Raw genomic sequence first — 15548 nt, forward strand, 5'->3', positions numbered from 1 at the left:
GGGACCGGGCATGACTGAACCGCTGGTGCGCGCGCGGGGCCTCACCCGCATCTACCGCGCGGGCCGGTCGTCGACGACCGCCCTCGCCGACGCCGACCTCGACGTGGCGGAGGGATCGGCCGTCGGCATCATCGGCGAGTCCGGATCGGGCAAGTCGACCCTGGTCCGCCTGCTGCTGGCCCTCGACACCCCGACGAGCGGGACGGTCCGGTTCGACGGGCGGGAAGTGGATGCCTCGGCCGGCGCGCGCCGTCTCCACTGGCTCCGACGGCAGACCGGGATCGTGTTCCAGGATCCGTACGCGTCACTTGATCCGAGGATGAGCGTGGGACGGATCGTCGGGGAACCCCTGTGGGCCCTCGGCATCGACGGCGACCGGCGGGCGCGCGTGCGGGAAGTGCTCGAGGACGTCGGTCTCGAGGCCGACATGGCCGAGCGGTACCCCCACGAGTTCTCGGGGGGCCAGCGTCAGCGGATCGCGCTCGCGCGCGCGATCGTCCACCGCCCGCGCCTGCTCGTGGGCGACGAGCCCCTCTCGGCGCTCGACGTGACGGTGCGCGCCCAGATCCTCGCGCTCATCGCCGAACTGCGCACCCGTGACCGCCTCACGCTCCTGCTGGTGTCGCACGACATCGGGGTCGTGCAGAACCTGTGCGATCAGGTCGTCGTGATGAAGGACGGCCGCATCGTCGAAGAGGGCCCCACCGAGAGGGTGCTGCTCGAGCCGCAGGTGCCCTATACCCGCAGACTGCTCGCGTCGATCCCGGTGATCGACCCCGGCGTGAACGACCCCGGCCGCGCCTGACCTTCACGTCGGCGGCCCGGGCCAGCCTCGCGGCGATCCCCGGTGAACGACCCCGGCCGCGCCTGACCTTCACGTCGGCGGCCCGGGCTAGCCTCTCACCATGGCCCCCGGAATCGTCCCCCCGTACCTGCTCGCCCGCATCGCCGCCGTGCAGGAGCCCACGTGGGCCAAGGCGGCCCAAGCCGCGCGATCCACGCTGGCCGCACCCCGCGAGTACCGACCGGTCCGGTCGCGCCTGCGCCTGTCGATCGACGACGAGGGCGCACTGGTCGCCGAGACCACTCCCGCGCCCGATCGCGAGATCTCCGACGCCGGTGGCCGCGAAGATCTCCCCGGCCTGCGGGTGCGGGGCGAAGACGATCCGGCGAGCGGCGACACGGCGGTCGACCAGGCCTTCGACGGGCTCGGCTCGACGTTCGACTTCCTGTGGGACGCGTTCGCACGCAACAGCCTCGACGGCGCCGGGGGCGCCCTGCTCGCCACGGTGCACTACGGCGAGGACTACGACAACGCGTTCTGGAACGGCGAGCGCATGGTGTTCGGTGACGGCGACGGCGAAGTGTTCGCGGGCTTCACGAACTCGCTCACCGTCGTCGCGCACGAACTGGCCCACGGCGTGATCGAAGACGAGGGCGGACTGGTGTACCGCGGTCAGTCCGGAGCTCTGAACGAGTCGATCGCCGACGTGTTCGGCTCGCTCGCCGAGCAGCACGCCCGCGGGCAGACGGCCGACCAGGCGTCGTGGCTCATCGGCGAGGGCATCTTCACCGATGCCGTGCAGGGTCAGGCGCTCCGGTCGCTCGCGGCCCCGGGCACCGCATACGACGACGATGTGCTCGGCCGCGACCCGCAGCCGGCGCACATGCGCGACTACGTCGAGACGGATGACGACAACGGCGGCGTGCACATCAACTCCGGCATCCCGAACCACGCGTTCTACCTCGTCGCGACCGCGCTCGGCGGCAACGCGTGGGAACGCGCGGGACTGATCTGGTACCGGGCCCTCACGACCGGCGAGCTCTCGCCGTCGGCCGACTTCGACGCGTTTGCACAGGCCACCCTCGCGGCGGCCGCGGCGGAGTACGGTGAGGAGTCGGAGGAGGTCGCCGCCGTCCGCGCCGGATGGACGGGGGTCGGCCTGATCGAAGATGCAGGAGCCGCACCCGAGCGGGACTGACACCGGCGCCGCCGAGCGCCCCGTGGCGGTGCTCGTCACGCGCACCGGAGGGTTCGCCGGGCTGACCAAGCGGTGGCGCGCCGAGCCACCAGAGTCCGAGGCATCCGAGTGGATCGCCCTCATCTCGCAGTGCCCGTGGGATGCCGTCGAGACGACCGGCAACCCCCGCGGGGCCGACCGGTTCACGTGGGCGATCCACGCCCGGTGCGGCGAAGAGCACGAGCACGACGCCGAGCTCGCCGATGACGACCTGGTCGGCGCCTGGCGCCAGCTGGTCGACGCGGTGCGCGAGTGGAGCCGCACTGTAGACGCCGACGCCGACCGGGACCGGGTCAGCGACCGAAGAAACCCTTCTTCTTCTTCACCGGCTTGAGCTCTTTCTGCATGTAGATCGTGCCGAGCCAGCGGCCGAACTTGAACCCGACGCGACCCATGCGGCCCACCTCGACGAAGCCGAGCTTCTCGTGCAGCGCCACCGAGCCCTCGGCCCCCTTGTCGCTGATCACCGCGACCATCTGCCGGATGCCCTTCTGTTCGCACGCCTCGATGAGGGCGACCAGCAGCGCACGCCCGAGCCCCTTTCCTGTCGCGGCCTGCCCCAGATAGATCGAGTTCTCGACCGAGAAACGGTAGGCCGACTTGCTCGACATGGGCTGCACGAGCGCGTAACCGAGGATCTGCCCGGTGGGCGACTGCGCGACCAGGAACGGCAGGTCGAGCTTGCGGAGGAACGCGAGCTTCTCGCGCCACTGGGCGATCGACCACTTCTTCTCGTCGAAGGTGACCACCGAGTTGGTGACGTAGTGGTTGTAGATCTCGCGGATGTCGGGAAGGTCGCGCTCGTCGACGGGACGGATCTCGTACGAGAACGGGCGCTCCGGCTCGGGTCGGCGACGCAGGTGCAGCGGCAGCCGGCGGCGATCGCGGTCGTATTCCTCCTCGAGCATGGCGCCAGCCTACGCGTCGGGCGGGAGCGCCCAGTCGACGGGCCCCGCGCCCTGTTGATAAAGCAGCTCGTTCGTCCGCGAGAAGGGCCGCGAGCCGAAGAACCCGCGACGGGCCGACAGCGGAGACGGATGCGCCGACTCGATGATCGGCGTCGAGCCGAGGAGCGGGCGCAGGTTCGCGGCATCCCTCCCCCACAGGATCGCCACGAGCGGACCGCCACGGTCCACGAGCGTGCGGATGGCGTGCTCGGTCACCCGCTCCCAGCCCCAGCCGCGATGCGAGGCGGGCTGGCCCGGCGCGACTGTCAGCACGCGGTTGAGCAGCATGACGCCCTGGTCGCTCCACGCCGACAGGTCGCCGTGCGCGGACCGAGGGACGCCGAGGTCGGCCTCGAGCTCCTGGAAGATGTTCGACAGGCTGCGAGGCAGCGGGCGCACGTGACGATCGACGGCGAACGAGAGACCGATCGGATGCCCCGGTGTCGGGTACGGGTCCTGACCGACGATCAGCACCCGGACGCCGCTCAGCGGCCGCTGGAACGCGCGCAGCACGCGGTCGCCCGCGGGCAGGTAGTGGCGGCCGGCGGCGACCTCGGCGCGCAGGCGCTCGCCGAGCGCGGCGATGTCGGGACCCACGGGCTCCAGCGCCCTCGCCCACTCCGGATCGACGAGGCCGGCGCCGGCGAGCTGGTCGAGCGTCATCGCCACGAAAAGCCTCCTGCGGGGGTTCGATGACGGGTCGCGCGCACACCCCCAGACTAGGGCGACCCCGCGATAAGGTCGGCGTCGTGAGCACACCCTCGTCCGTCTCCGACCGGCTGCGCGGCTCCACGGTCGGCATCACCGCGGCGCTCATCGGCTGGTTCGTCGTGGTCGAGATCACCAGCGGCATCCTGCAGGGCTACTACGTGCCGCTCTTCAGCGACATCGTCACCGCGCTCGGCATCCACGACTCCGACGTGAACTGGTTCGAGGCGGCGCAGCTGCTGCTGTCGGCGCTCGTCGTGCCGGTGCTGGCGAAGCTCGGCGACATGTACGGGCACAAGAAGATCTTGCTCATCGCGGCCATCCTCACCGCCGCGGCGAGCTGGTGGCTGGCGTTCGCCGGCGACTTCTGGAGCTTCCTCGCCGCGTGGGCGCTGCAGGGCTTCTACGTGGTCTGGCTGCCGCTCGAGATCGCGCTCATCTTCGAACGGGGCAGGCGCCAGAACCGAGGCGTCTCGCTGACCCGCCGCGCCGCCGGCCTGCTCGTCGTGGGGCTGCAGGCCGGGGCGATCATCGGCGCCCTCGCCGCCGGGCGCATCTTCACCGCGACCGGCGACCTCACCCTCACCCTCACCGTGCCCGCGATCGCCGTCACGCTCGTGTGCTTCGTGATCTGGCTGGGCGTGCCGGAGTCAGAGCCCGTGCGCGGCCGACGTCTCGACACCTGGGGCTTCGTCATCCTCGCCCTCGGCCTGCTGCTAGTAACGAGCTCCCTGACGTTCCTGCGCCTCAACGGGCCCGGGTTCGCGGTCGTCTGGGTGCTCCTCGCGCTCGGGATCCTGGCGTTCGTCGCGTTCACCCTGTTCGAGCTGCGCCAGCCCGATCCGGCCGTCGACATCCGCGTGCTGCGCCGGCCGGAGATGTGGCCGGTGCAGGCGACGGCGTTCCTCATCGGCATCAGCCTGCTCGGAGCCCAGGGCCCCCTGTCGACCTACGCCGGGACGGACTCGTCGCTCGGATACGGGCTCGGGCTCGACGCCGAGTGGCGGTCGTACCTCATCGGGCTGTACCTCGTCTCGCTCATCGTCGGCGCGGTCCTCTTCGCCGTCACCTCCCGCCGCGCCAACCCCCGCGCGATGCTCATCGTCGCCTCCGCGCTCGTCGGCGTCGGGTACACGCTGTTCGTGCCGTTCCACCAAGAGCTCTGGCAGGTGCTGCTGAACCTGTCGATCGCCGGCATCGGCTCGGGCGCACTCGTGGGCGCGCTCCCCGCGGCCGCGGCCGCCGCCGCCCCCCACGGTCAGACCGGCATCTCGTCCGCCCTCACCAACACCACCAAGACGATCGGCGGAACGTTCGCCTCGGCCGTGTTCGGCGTCGTCCTGGCCGCCGGCGCCGGCGCGGTCGCCAGCGAGACCGCCGCCTCCCTCGGCGGCTACCTCACGGTGTGGGCGATCTGCGCGGCAGGCGGCTTCCTCGCCGCCATCCTGCTGCTGTTCGTGCCGAAGGTCGCGTTCGCCGACGCGGACGTTCCGGCCTCCTGAGGTCAGCGGGCGACCGTGGTGGTCATGACGAGCTGAAGGCCGCCCTCGACCGGAGTGAGCTCGAACCCGACCGTGGCCGTCTCGAGCTCGGAGAGAGCCGCGACGTGCGTTCCCCCGCACGGGATGCGCGCCTGCGCTCCGGGCAGCTCGCACACCCACGTACGCCGGTCGGCGAGCGCCGGCCCGTCGGCCTCGATCCGCACGGCGCCTCCGGCGCGGATCCACTCCGCCAGACGTCCGTCGACCCGCGCGGCGAGGTCGTGCAGATCGTCGAGCGCCGCCGGGTCGAAGCCCTTTCGCCGCAAGGACTTGCCGATGCGATAGACGTCGCGCGACCCGTCGGGGAGGATCCGCGACTCCGCGATCGCGAGAGCGTCGAAGGCGGGAGCCCCGAGCGCATCCGCCGGCACGTCCTTCCGCCATGCGCCGGCCAGCGCCTCGTCGAGCGCGAGCGACGCGAGGTGGCATGCGGTGTGACCCGCCGACAGCGCCGCGCGGACCCCGCCGTCGACCTCGACGTCCACGACGTCCCCCACCGTGGGGGCGTCGCCCTCGACGACGTGTGCGACGACGAACGTCCAGCCCTCGGTGCCGGTGCGCACCGGCACGTCGGGGCCGAGCAGCAGCGCGCCGCCCTCGGTCGCCCCCACGACGGCATCGACGACGGATGCCTCGCCCCCGGCCCACCGCAGGGTGCCACGGTCGGCGGGCTGGTCGGGCCACGCCGTGTCGACCGGGTGGAACGCCGTGCGGTCGAGGATCACCGCGGTGCGGCCGTCGCCGGCGTCGGCGACATGGAGCACCGTTCCCGTCGAGGTCAGGGCGCCGGAGGGATAGGTGACGGCCGTCGGGTTCATGCGTGCGGGGTGTCGTCGATGCGGGGACGCAGCGGTCCTCGCGCGAGCAGATGCTGGGCCGACTGCGCGACCGGCCGCAGGGTCACGAGGTCGAGGTTGACGTGACCGGGCGCGTCGAGCGCGTACGCGATCACGTCGGCGACGTCCTCGGCGGTGAGCGGGGCCACCACTCCCTCGTAGACCTTCTCGGCCGCCACCCGGTCGCCGCCGAGACGGTTCGCGGTGAACTCCTCGGTGTGCACCATGCCGGGCGCGATCTCGATCACCCGGATGGGCTCGCCGTTCAGCTCGAGCCGCAGGGCGTGCGCGAGCATCGACTCCCCCGCCTTCGCGGCGTTGTACCCGGCCCCGCCCGCGTACGCGGTCTGCGCCGCGGTCGACGTGACGAAGAGCGTGTCGGCGTGCCCGTCGGCGGCGGCCGCACGGCGCAGCTGCGGCAGCAGCGCCGCGACCAGGCGCTGCGCCGACAGCACGTTCACCTCGAACATCCACTGCCAGTCGTCCACCCGGCCGTCCTCGACCCGGTCGGCACCGCGGGCTCCTCCCGCCACGTGCACGAGCGAGTGCACGCCGCCCAGGTCGTCGAGGAACGCCGCCAGCCCTTCGACGTCGGCGTCGACCGTCAGGTCGGCCGCGAACGCGACCACCCCCACCTCGGCCTCCAGGGCGGCCAGACGCTCGGCACGCCGGGCCACCGCCACGACCTCCCACCCGCGCTCCCGCAGGACGCGGGCTGTCGCCTCGCCGATCCCCGAACTCGCTCCGGTCACCACCGCACGTCTGATCGTCATGCCTCCACGCTACCGAGGCCCGGACGGCGGCGAGACCCACCGCGGCCGCGCGACGTTACGTCACATTTCCCTTCCGTTGTCGGCTGGGTCGAGGCATCCGTACTGTCGATCCGGTCGGGGGATGCCGCCTCCGCCACCGAACCCGCAGGAGCAAGCCATGTCCGCACCCGAGAACTGGCGTTTCGAGACCAAGCAGATCCACTCGGGCGCGCAGCCCGACCCGGTCACCAAGGCCCGCGCCACGCCGATCTACCAGACCACGTCGTACGTCTTCGACAACGCCGACCACGCCGCGAACCTGTTCGCCCTCGCGGAGTTCGGCAACATCTACACGCGCATCCAGAACCCCACGCAGGCGGTCGTCGAGGAGCGCCTCGCCGCACTCGAGGGGGGCACCGGCGCCCTGCTCGTCGCGAGCGGCCAGGCGGCCGAGACCTTCGCGGTGCTCAACATCGCGCAGGCCGGCGACCACATCGTGTCGTCGAGCTCGATCTACGGCGGCACCTACAACCTGTTCAAGTACACGCTCGCCAAGCTCGGCATCGAGACGACCTTCGTCGAGAACCAGGACGACCCCGAGGAGTGGCGTGCCGCGGTGCGCCCGAACACGAAGCTCTTCTTCGCCGAGACGATCGGCAACCCGAAGATCAACGTGCTCGACATCCGCACCGTCGCCGACGTCGCGCACGAGAACGGCATCCCGCTGATCGTCGACAACACGATCGCAACGCCCTACCTGATCAAGCCGTTCGAGCACGGCGCCGACATCGTGCTGCACTCGGCGACGAAGTTCCTCGGCGGCCACGGCACCGTCATCGGCGGCGTCATCGTCGACGGCGGCACGTTCAAGTGGTCCGAGAACGTCGAGAAGTTCCCGAGCCTGACCGAGCCCGACCCGTCGTACCACGGCGCGTCGTACACCGCGGCCGTCGGCGACGGACTCGCCTACATCATCAAGGCGCGCGTGCAGCTGCTGCGCGACCTCGGTTCGGCGATCTCGCCGCAGAGCGCCTGGCTGCTGATCCAGGGCATCGAGACCCTGTCGCTGCGCATCGAGCGCCACGTGCAGAACGCGCAGGAGATCGCCGAGTGGCTCGAGAACCAGGCCGACGTGGCCTCGGTCAACTACTCGGGCCTGCCCACCTCGCCCTGGTACGCGGCGGCGAACCGCTACGCCCCGAAGGGCGTCGGGGCCGTGCTGTCGTTCGAGCTCAAGGGCGGGGTCGAGGCGGGTCGCGAGTTCGTGAACTCGCTCACCCTGTTCAGCCACCTGGCCAACATCGGCGACGTGCGCTCGCTCGTCATCCACCCGGCGTCGACGACCCACTCGCAGCTCACCCCCGAGCAGCAGCTGACCACGGGCGTGACCCCGGGTCTGGTGCGCCTCTCGGTGGGTCTCGAGAACATCGAAGACCTCAAGGCCGACCTCGAGCAGGCTCTCGCCGCCGCACGGCGCGTGTCGGAGGCCGCCCGCGCCTGAGCTGGCGTGCAGAACACACCGGATGCCTCGGCCCACGCGGGCCGGGGCATCCGTGTCTGTGCGGGGAAGCGCCCCTCAGTCCTGATCCCACCAGCGCAGCACGCGCATCGCGCGGAGCGTGACCCACCGGCTGGGGAACCCGTCGTGCTCGCCGTCCATGGTGAACAGCAGGGGTCCCTCGTGGTGGTTCTCGAACGGGAACAGCCCGTTCGCGAGCCGCTTGCCGCGCAGCAGCTCGATCGCGTCGGCGCAGCGCGGGTCGCGCTCCGGCCGAGCGAGCCGCAGGTACTCCAAGCCGCGCAGGACGTCGTAGAACCACCGCCACGGCACCGAGGTCATCGTCATGCGCAGGTCGGGAACCGTGCCGTCGGTCTTGCGCAGGTACAGCCGTCGCTCCAGCAGGTACTCCTCACCGCGACGCCGCGCCTCGCGCAGCGCGTCGGACCCGCCTGTCGCCTCCTCCCACGCCCACAGCCCCTCGAGGGCGCAGATCGTCGAGTGGAACGACGAGGGCGCGGCGGCATCCTCTTCCCAGCAGTTCCACCCGCCGTCGTCGTGCTGCGTGGCCAGGAGGGTCTCGGAGATGCGACCGGCCTCCTGCCCGAAGTACGCGCCGGACACCAGCGCGATGCCGTTGACGCACGGCTCGACCTCGCCGTCGAAGTATGGCGCGCCGTTGTACTCCCACCGCGCGTTGTCGCGCACGAGCGCGACGGCGCGCTGCGCCTCGAGCGAGGCGGGATCGACGCCGAACTCGACGAGCGACTGCAGCGAGAAATGCGTCGCGGTCCACGCGTCGAAGAACGGACGCGACTCGTCGACCCAGCCCGGACGGTACACACCGCCGTCCCACAGGCCGTCGTCGCCCTGCTCGGCGATCAGGCGCGCACCCCAGCCCTCGGTCGCCACCCGGGCCCGCTCGCCACGGACCTCGTCGGGGGACGCATCGGTCAGGTCGCGCATCACCTGCCAGCGGATGGCCGGGTCGCCGTCCATGAGGTACTCGATGACGTCCATTCCACGCATGCTAGACCGGACCGCAGACACGCCCGCCGCGGGATCGTAGGGTGAGGCCGTGAGCACCGACCAGCAGCACGAGATCGCGGCCTACTACGACGACTTCGGCCGCCGATGGGCCCACGGCACGTCGCCGCTCTACGAGGACTGGGCGCTCGGCATCGCCCGCGACGCCGAGGTGCTCGACCGGCTCGCGGCGCTCCCCCTCCCCAAGCGGCAGGCGAACCTCGTGTTCGCGGCGGCCCGGTGGGAGGGCGCGCCGATGAGCCCGTACCACGAGGTGCGCCCCTGGCTGCTCGAGCACTGGGACCGGATCGTCGCCACCGGCGCCGCGCGCACCGTGCAGACCAACGAGGCCAACCGCTGCGCGACCTGGCTGCCGCCGCTGTCGCGCATCGACGGACCGGTCGCCCTCCTCGAGGTCGGCGCGGCGGCCGGGCTCTGCCTCTTCCCCGACCGCTACAGCGTCGACTACGCGACCCCGTCGGGCCCCCGCCGGGTCGACCCGCCGACCGGACCCAGCGACGTCGTGCTGGCGTGCCGCGCCGATGACGAGGCATCCGTCCCCGCCCGATACCCCGACGTGGTCTGGCGCCACGGCATCGACCTCGACCCGATCGACGCGTCCGACCCCGACGCGATCGACTGGCTCGCGAACCTCGTCTGGCCCGGGCCCGACCACGACGCCCGCGTCGCGCGACTGAGGGCGGCCGCTGCGGTCGCGGCCGCCGATCCGCCCGACATCGAGCGCGGCGACCTGCGCGAGCGGGTGACGGATGCCGCGGCCGCCGCACCCGCGGACGCCACGATCGTCGTCTTCCACAGCGCCGTGCTGCTCTACCTCGACGCCGCCGGTCGCCGCCAATTCGCCGATCTGATGGCGGACCTCGGCCGCCGGATCGACCGACGGGTCGTGTGGCTCTCGAACGAGACCCTCGGGACGCTGCCCGAGATCGACGCGCGTGTGCCCGCCGGCACCGCGACCGACCACCGGTTCGTCCAGACCTGGGACGCCGAGCCCATCGCCCTCGCCCACCAGCACGGCGCGACGTACGAGACGCGGCCCTTTACCCCGTGACGCCCGGTCGCCACGAGGCGGCTCGGCACGACGTGCACAACGTCGGCGCACCGGCGCAGAGCGCCGCAACGGCGGGAGCCGCGCGGCACCGCGTGCACAACGTCGGCGCACCGGCGAGAAACGCCCCAGCGGGCACGGGCTGCAGGGCGGGTCGAGCACGATGTCCGACGTTGTGCACCTCGTAACACTCCGTCCCGCGCTCGCGCCACCGGCGAGAATGGGGCGATGGACTGGCAGACCTCGGAAGACACCGTGCCCTCGGCACCGGTGACCGAGGCCGACGTCCGCCTCCTGCTCGGACGCCCGCCCGCCACGGGCGCGTGGCGCGACGGCGACCCGGTCGGCGACCGCCAGTTCGCGGCGTTCGGCTCGTTCCGCACCGAGGGGGGCCGGGAGCTGCCGTCGTACCGGCTCGCGTTCGAGACGTGGGGCGAGCTCAACGCCGCCCGCGACAACGCGGTCCTCGTGCTGCACGCCCTCACCGGAGACAGCCACGTGCGCGGACCCGCCGGCCCCGGCCACGCGACCAGCGGCTGGTGGGACGACGTCGTCGGACCCGGCGCCCCGATCGACACCGACCGGTGGTTCGTCGTCGCGCCCAACATGCTCGGCGGCTGCCAGGGCTCGACGGGGCCCGCGAGCATCGCGCCCGACGGCTACGAGTGGGCGAGCCGGTTCCCGTATCTCACGATCCGCGACCAGGTCGCCGCCCAGGTGCGCCTCGCCGACGCGCTCGGCATCGACGTGTGGGCGGCCGTGGTCGGCGGATCCATGGGCGGCATGCACGCCCTCGAGTGGGCGGTCGGCTTCCCCGACCGCGTCGAGCGGGTCGGCATCCTGTCAGCCCCGCCCGTGAACACGGCCGACCAGATCGCGCTGAACTCGGTGCAGCTCGAGGCCATCCGCATCGACCCGCGGTTCCAGGGCGGCGAGTACTACGACGCCGCCGACGGCGACGGACCCACCCGCGGACTCGCCCTCGCCCGGCGCATGGCGCTCCTCAACTACCGCTCGCCGACCGAGCTCAATCAGCGCTTCCAGCGCACCTGGCAGTCCGGCGTCAGCCCGCTCGGGCGCGGCGGCCGGTTCGCGGTCGAGTCGTACCTCGATTTCCACGGCAACAAGTTCACGCGCCGCTTCGACGCCAACAGCTACATCACGGTCGTCGAGGCGATGAACTCCCACGACGTCGGACGCGACCGCGGCGGCATCGACGACGCCCTCGCGCGGGTCACCGCGACCGCGCTCGTGCTCGGCATCGACACCGACCGCCTCTTCCCCATCGAGGGACAGCACCGCATCGCCCGAGGCATCCGTCATACCCTCGACGGCGATCAGGCGGTCGTCCTCACGAGCGACTTCGGACACGACGGGTTCCTCATCGAGACGCACCGGGTCGGCACGCACCTGCGGCGGCTGCTGACGGCTTGACTCACGCGTCGCGCGTGTACCGCCACGGGAGCGCGCCGATCTCGAGCCGGTGACGGGGGCCGGATGCCTCGCCCCTCGCAGTCCCGGAATCCGGATCGAGGGCGTACTCGGCGTCGCCCTGCCACAGCAGCAGCGGCCCCTCGGCCCCGCGCCGGGCCACGGTCTCGAACCGCTCGACGCCGGCCAGCCGCGCCGCCGACAGGACCGAAGCCGCATCCGTGCGGGCCGTGAGAGCGTGCAGCGTCACCCACGTCGGCGGATACAGCGTCGCCTCGCCGCGTCCGTGCCGGGCCAGCATGTCAGCCGGCGTGGTCCACGATGCCGCGACGGCCTCCGCCTCCGCGAGGGCGAGCTCTCCCCGCGGTGCGCGCACGGCGAAGAACCAGGTGCGGATCCGCAGCGCGATCCCCGGCGGCGGATCCCACACCGACACGGTCACGAGCTCGGCCTCGTCGAGGCTGAGACCCGTCTCCTCGTGCGTCTCGCGCACTCCCGCACGCCGTGCGACGGCCTCTTCGTCCTCGTCGGGTGTGCGGCGGTCGGATGCCTCGACCCTGCCGCCGGGGAACACCCACGCTCCCGCGAACGAACCGCGGTCGGGACGCTCGATCAGCAGCACCTCGGGCCCGCCGGATCCGTCCCGCAGGAGCAGCACCGTCGCGGCGACGGGGATCGACGGGTCGGCGGCGTCGTCGGCCGTGCGCGCGCGGGAGAGGTCGATCGAGTCGGCGACAGCCCGCACGGCTCGGTCAGAAGGACGGTCGGCAGCGCGGTCGGAAGCACGATCAGCGGCGGTCTCGTCCGGCACGCGACCACTCTAGGGCGCGCGGTCCGGCACGGGGGCGCCGACTGATACGCGTCAGGCGACGGGCACGGGGGCGCGACGCCGTTCCACCGCCAGGCTCACCAACGCCAGAGCGAGACCGCACAGCGCGAGTGCCACGCCCACCCAGGCGGGGGCAACGAATCCCCACCCGACGGCGATGACGAGCCCGCCGAGGAAGGCGCCGAGACTGTTGCCCATGTTCAGCGCCGAGTGGTTGAGCGCCGCGGCGATCGACTGGTTGTCTTCGGCGACGTCCATCAGGCGCGTCTGGATCGTCGGACTCAGGATCGACGCCACGAGGCCCGTGGCGAACACGAAGAACGCGACCGCCCAGATCCACTGTGCGGTGAGGGCGAGGAGCGTCTGCACGACGGCGAGCGCGATGAGCGTGCGCTTGAGGTCGATGTCGGCGAGGTGCCCGCCGATGAGGTTGCCGACCGTCATGCCGATCCCCATGAGGACGAGGATGAGCGGCACCACCCACTGCGGCGACCCGGCGACGTCGGTCACGACCGAGGCGACGTAGCTGTAGACGGCGAAGAACCCTCCGAAGCCGATCGCGCCGACCGCGAGCGCCAGCCAGACCTGGCCGATCCGGAAGATCTTGAGCTCGGCGCGCAGCGTGCGCCCGGGCTCGCCCTCGTGCGGCGGCACTCGCAGCGCGATGAGCACGGTGGCGAGCGTGAAGATGCCCGCGACGAGCACGAACGCCAGGCGCCACCCGGCCTGCTGCCCGAGGAAGGTGCCCACCGGCACGCCGACCACGTTCGCCACGGTGAGGCCGGTCAGCACGAAGGCGACGCCCTTGGCCCGGTTGCCCGGTCCGAGCACGTCGGCGGCCACGAGGGCGCCGATGCCGAAGAACGCGCCGTGCGGCAGGCCCGCCAGGAAACGGGATGCCGCGACCAGCTCGAATGTCGGCAGCACGAACGTGAGCGCGTTGAAGGCCGCGAGAGCCGCGGCGAGACCGATCATCACCCGATGGCGCGGGTACTTCGCGACACTGCCGGCGATCGTGGGCGCGCCGACGACGACGCCGAGCGCGTACAGCGTGATGAGCCAGCCGGCTTGGGCGATCGCGCTCTCGGGGCTGTCGGCCCACAGCGCCGGCAGCAGGTCCTGCGCGATGTCGGGCAGAAGGCCCATCACGACGAACTCGGTCATGCCGATGCCGAAGCTGCCGACGGCGAGCGAGAGGAGCGCCCACGTCGCCGCACCCCTCGTCAGGTTCGAGGAGGTCACCGGGTCATGCTAGCCCGGGCCGGGGCATCCTGTCGAATCGATTCGAAAGACGGTTCAGGATGCCTCGTCCTGCTCCGCGATGGCGGCTTCGAGCCGCTCGACCTTCCCGTCGAGCTCGCCGGTGTAGCCGGGGCGGATGTCGGCCTTCAGCACGAGCGACACCCGCGACCCGTAGCGGCCCACCGCATCGGTCGCGCGGCGCACGACGTCGAAGACCTCGTCCCACTCCCCCTCGATCTCCGTAAACATCGACGTCGTGCGGTGCGGCAGGCCGCTCTCCCGCACGACGCGGACGGCGGCGGCGACGGCGTCGTGCACCGACCCGTCGGTGTTGCCGGTGCCGCTGGGGGCGACGGAGAAGGCGACGAGCATGGGGACCTCCAGAGGTGGGGGGCGGGATTCAGGTGCGGTATCGGGGTACGGGGGCGAAGGGGTCAGGCGGGGACCGCGGTGGGCGTCCGGCGCGCCGGCACCCGCGCGACTCGCACGACCGCCCAGACGAACAGCGTCAGCATCAGCAGGTTGCGGGCGGAGAGGACCGCGGCGGCGAGCGCATCGGCCACGATCAGCCGGTCGTAGAGCAGCGGGTAGACGAGCTGTGTGAGCAGCGCGCACGCGAGGGCGACCCCGGCGGGAACGAGCCACCGGCGGCGATCGATCACCAGGCCGACCACGAGGGGCGCGATCAGCCACGTCAGGAACTGCGGCGAGCCGACCTTGTTGAACACGATGAAGGCCAGCACGAGCGCCAGCGCGAGCGCGGGGAAGAGCGCGGCGAAAGACCCGCCGCGCCACGCGCGCACGGCGCCGAGCGCGGCCACCGCCAGCACCGCCGCAGCGAGCAGCGGGGTCATGGCGGCGATCACCGCGTCGACGTTCGGCCCTGTCACCTGGAACGTCAGGATCTCGGAGTCGTAGTAGACGAAGGCTCCCTCGACCCCGCCCACCGCCTGCCACAGGTACCAGCCGGTCACGGGGGCCTCCAGCTGGAGCCCGCGACCGGTCTGCCCGGCGACGAACCCGAACGCGTGCGCGGCGCCGCCCGCCGCGAACACCACCGCGAGGGTCAGCGCCGACACGATCAGCGCGCCGCCGATGACGGTGAGACGCCTGCGCACCGCGATGACGGCCGCAGCGAGGAGAGCGGCCGGCCACACCTTCATCCACGTGCCGACCGACAGCAGGATCGCCCCGAGGAGCGGGCGACCGACGAGCCACAGCGATCCCGCGATCGCGAGCGGCACGGTCACCCCATCGAGCCGGTACATGCCGACGGGGCCCAGCAGCAGCACGAACGCGAGCCAGAAGGCGGCGGCGGTCGCGCGCCCGGTGGAGCGTCCGCGCCCGACCAGCAGGGCGAACGCGAGGGCGTTCAGGATCGTGACGAGGATCGCCCAGCCGACGGTGTAGCCGCCGATCCACGCCAGGCCGCGCGCGAGCACCATCGGCACGATCGCGAGCTGCGGATAGATCCACTCCTGAGCGATGCCCGGGATGACCCCGCCCTCCAGCGCACCCCGCACCCACGGCTCGTAGACGAGGTACACGTCGCCCATGGGCATGTTGGGCTCGACGAAGCCAAGCACCGCGACGACGAGGTGCACCGCGACGAAGCCCACCCACAGCCACCCGCGCCTCGACACGCTCG

General features: G+C 72.1%; 16 protein-coding genes. 7 read left to right on the forward strand and 9 right to left on the reverse strand.

Translation table 11 applies throughout. The features are described from left to right. Positions 1-10: 10 nt before the first annotated feature. From ACFUTX_RS12430 to ACFUTX_RS12440, 3 genes are all read left to right on the forward strand, one after another. Complete coding sequence (locus ACFUTX_RS12430; protein ID WP_378864925.1) at positions 11-805, forward strand: ABC transporter ATP-binding protein; 795 nt, start codon at positions 11-13, stop codon at positions 803-805. Positions 806-905: 100 nt separating this feature from the next. Continuing rightward, on the forward strand, positions 906-1982 hold the full coding sequence (locus tag ACFUTX_RS12435) for a M4 family metallopeptidase (protein ID WP_378864928.1): 1077 nt from the start codon (positions 906-908) through the stop codon (positions 1980-1982). Further along, positions 1954-2355: a protealysin inhibitor emfourin gene (locus tag ACFUTX_RS12440; RefSeq protein ID WP_378864931.1), complete on the forward strand. Its 402-nt coding sequence runs from the start codon at positions 1954-1956 to the stop codon at positions 2353-2355. Before ACFUTX_RS12435 ends, ACFUTX_RS12440 begins: the two co-directional genes overlap by 29 nt. Here the strand turns inward: ACFUTX_RS12440 and ACFUTX_RS12445 are convergent. Beyond that, positions 2315-2929: a GNAT family N-acetyltransferase gene (locus tag ACFUTX_RS12445; protein WP_378864934.1), complete on the reverse strand. Its 615-nt coding sequence runs from the start codon at positions 2927-2929 to the stop codon at positions 2315-2317. The genes ACFUTX_RS12440 and ACFUTX_RS12445 overlap by 41 nt on opposite strands. Positions 2930-2938: 9 nt before the next feature. Continuing rightward, positions 2939-3637 (reverse strand): uracil-DNA glycosylase, encoded by a 699-nt coding sequence (locus ACFUTX_RS12450; protein WP_378864937.1) that lies wholly within the window; start codon positions 3635-3637, stop codon positions 2939-2941. A 110-nt stretch (positions 3638-3747) separates the two neighbouring features. Between ACFUTX_RS12450 and ACFUTX_RS12455 the strand changes: the two genes are divergently transcribed. Continuing rightward, positions 3748-5178, forward strand: coding sequence for an MFS transporter (locus ACFUTX_RS12455; protein ID WP_378865331.1), 1431 nt, complete (start codon positions 3748-3750; stop codon positions 5176-5178). Between the two features lie 2 nt (positions 5179-5180). On the opposite strand, the gene ACFUTX_RS12460 is transcribed toward ACFUTX_RS12455, so the two are convergent. Next, entirely contained in the window at positions 5181-6035 is an 855-nt protein-coding gene (locus tag ACFUTX_RS12460; protein WP_378864940.1) for a metal-dependent hydrolase, read from the reverse strand. Beyond that, positions 6032-6826, reverse strand: a complete 795-nt coding sequence (locus ACFUTX_RS12465) for an SDR family oxidoreductase (protein WP_378864943.1) — start codon at positions 6824-6826, stop codon at positions 6032-6034. Before ACFUTX_RS12465 ends, ACFUTX_RS12460 begins: the two co-directional genes overlap by 4 nt. Before the next feature lie 157 nt (positions 6827-6983). On the opposite strand from ACFUTX_RS12465, the gene ACFUTX_RS12470 reads away from it, so the two are divergent. Next, positions 6984-8306 carry a bifunctional o-acetylhomoserine/o-acetylserine sulfhydrylase gene (locus ACFUTX_RS12470; protein ID WP_378864946.1) on the forward strand — a complete coding sequence of 441 codons (1323 nt, stop codon included), beginning with the start codon at positions 6984-6986 and terminating at the stop codon, positions 8304-8306. 75 nt (positions 8307-8381) lie between these two features. Here the strand turns inward: ACFUTX_RS12470 and ACFUTX_RS12475 are convergent, their stop codons facing one another. After that, positions 8382-9323 (reverse strand): hypothetical protein, encoded by a 942-nt coding sequence (locus tag ACFUTX_RS12475; RefSeq protein WP_378864948.1) that lies wholly within the window; start codon positions 9321-9323, stop codon positions 8382-8384. 58 nt (positions 9324-9381) lie between these two features. Between ACFUTX_RS12475 and ACFUTX_RS12480 the strand changes: the two genes are divergently transcribed. Continuing rightward, a complete protein-coding gene (locus ACFUTX_RS12480; protein ID WP_378864951.1) occupies positions 9382-10401 on the forward strand; it encodes a DUF2332 family protein in 1020 nt (339 codons plus the stop codon). A 225-nt stretch (positions 10402-10626) separates the two neighbouring features. Next, on the forward strand, positions 10627-11832 hold the full coding sequence (locus tag ACFUTX_RS12485) for a homoserine O-acetyltransferase (RefSeq protein WP_378864954.1): 1206 nt from the start codon (positions 10627-10629) through the stop codon (positions 11830-11832). A gap of 1 nt (position 11833) precedes the next feature. Here the strand turns inward: ACFUTX_RS12485 and ACFUTX_RS12490 are convergent, their stop codons facing one another. From ACFUTX_RS12490 to ACFUTX_RS12505, 4 genes are all read right to left on the reverse strand, one after another. Continuing rightward, positions 11834-12640: an NUDIX domain-containing protein gene (locus ACFUTX_RS12490; protein ID WP_378864957.1), complete on the reverse strand. Its 807-nt coding sequence runs from the start codon at positions 12638-12640 to the stop codon at positions 11834-11836. Positions 12641-12691: 51 nt separating this feature from the next. Further along, positions 12692-13900, reverse strand: coding sequence for an MFS transporter (locus ACFUTX_RS12495; RefSeq protein WP_378864960.1), 1209 nt, complete (start codon positions 13898-13900; stop codon positions 12692-12694). A 54-nt stretch (positions 13901-13954) separates the two neighbouring features. Then, positions 13955-14272 (reverse strand): MTH1187 family thiamine-binding protein, encoded by a 318-nt coding sequence (locus tag ACFUTX_RS12500; RefSeq protein ID WP_378864963.1) that lies wholly within the window; start codon positions 14270-14272, stop codon positions 13955-13957. Positions 14273-14334: 62 nt separating this feature from the next. Beyond that, positions 14335-15543 carry a hypothetical protein gene (locus ACFUTX_RS12505; protein ID WP_378864966.1) on the reverse strand — a complete coding sequence of 403 codons (1209 nt, stop codon included), beginning with the start codon at positions 15541-15543 and terminating at the stop codon, positions 14335-14337. Positions 15544-15548 lie beyond the last annotated feature (5 nt).

This window comes from Microbacterium sp. NPDC057407, from assembly GCF_042803895.1.
Classification (GTDB): Bacteria; Actinomycetota; Actinomycetes; order Actinomycetales; family Microbacteriaceae; genus Microbacterium.

What these genes read in the sequence shown, in the direction of transcription:
- ACFUTX_RS12430 (WP_378864925.1), top strand. Translation starts at nt 11, where the DNA reads ATGACTGAACCGCTGGTGCGCGCGCGGGGCCTCACCCGCATCTACCGC.
- ACFUTX_RS12435 (WP_378864928.1), top strand. Translation starts at nt 906, where the DNA reads ATGGCCCCCGGAATCGTCCCCCCGTACCTGCTCGCCCGCATCGCCGCC.
- ACFUTX_RS12440 (WP_378864931.1), top strand. Translation starts at nt 1,954, where the DNA reads ATGCAGGAGCCGCACCCGAGCGGGACTGACACCGGCGCCGCCGAGCGC.
- ACFUTX_RS12445 (WP_378864934.1), bottom strand. Translation starts at nt 2,929, where the DNA reads ATGCTCGAGGAGGAATACGACCGCGATCGCCGCCGGCTGCCGCTGCAC.
- ACFUTX_RS12460 (WP_378864940.1), bottom strand. Translation starts at nt 6,035, where the DNA reads ATGAACCCGACGGCCGTCACCTATCCCTCCGGCGCCCTGACCTCGACG.
- ACFUTX_RS12465 (WP_378864943.1), bottom strand. Translation starts at nt 6,826, where the DNA reads ATGACGATCAGACGTGCGGTGGTGACCGGAGCGAGTTCGGGGATCGGC.
- ACFUTX_RS12470 (WP_378864946.1), top strand. Translation starts at nt 6,984, where the DNA reads ATGTCCGCACCCGAGAACTGGCGTTTCGAGACCAAGCAGATCCACTCG.
- ACFUTX_RS12475 (WP_378864948.1), bottom strand. Translation starts at nt 9,323, where the DNA reads ATGGACGTCATCGAGTACCTCATGGACGGCGACCCGGCCATCCGCTGG.
- ACFUTX_RS12485 (WP_378864954.1), top strand. Translation starts at nt 10,627, where the DNA reads ATGGACTGGCAGACCTCGGAAGACACCGTGCCCTCGGCACCGGTGACC.
- ACFUTX_RS12500 (WP_378864963.1), bottom strand. Translation starts at nt 14,272, where the DNA reads ATGCTCGTCGCCTTCTCCGTCGCCCCCAGCGGCACCGGCAACACCGAC.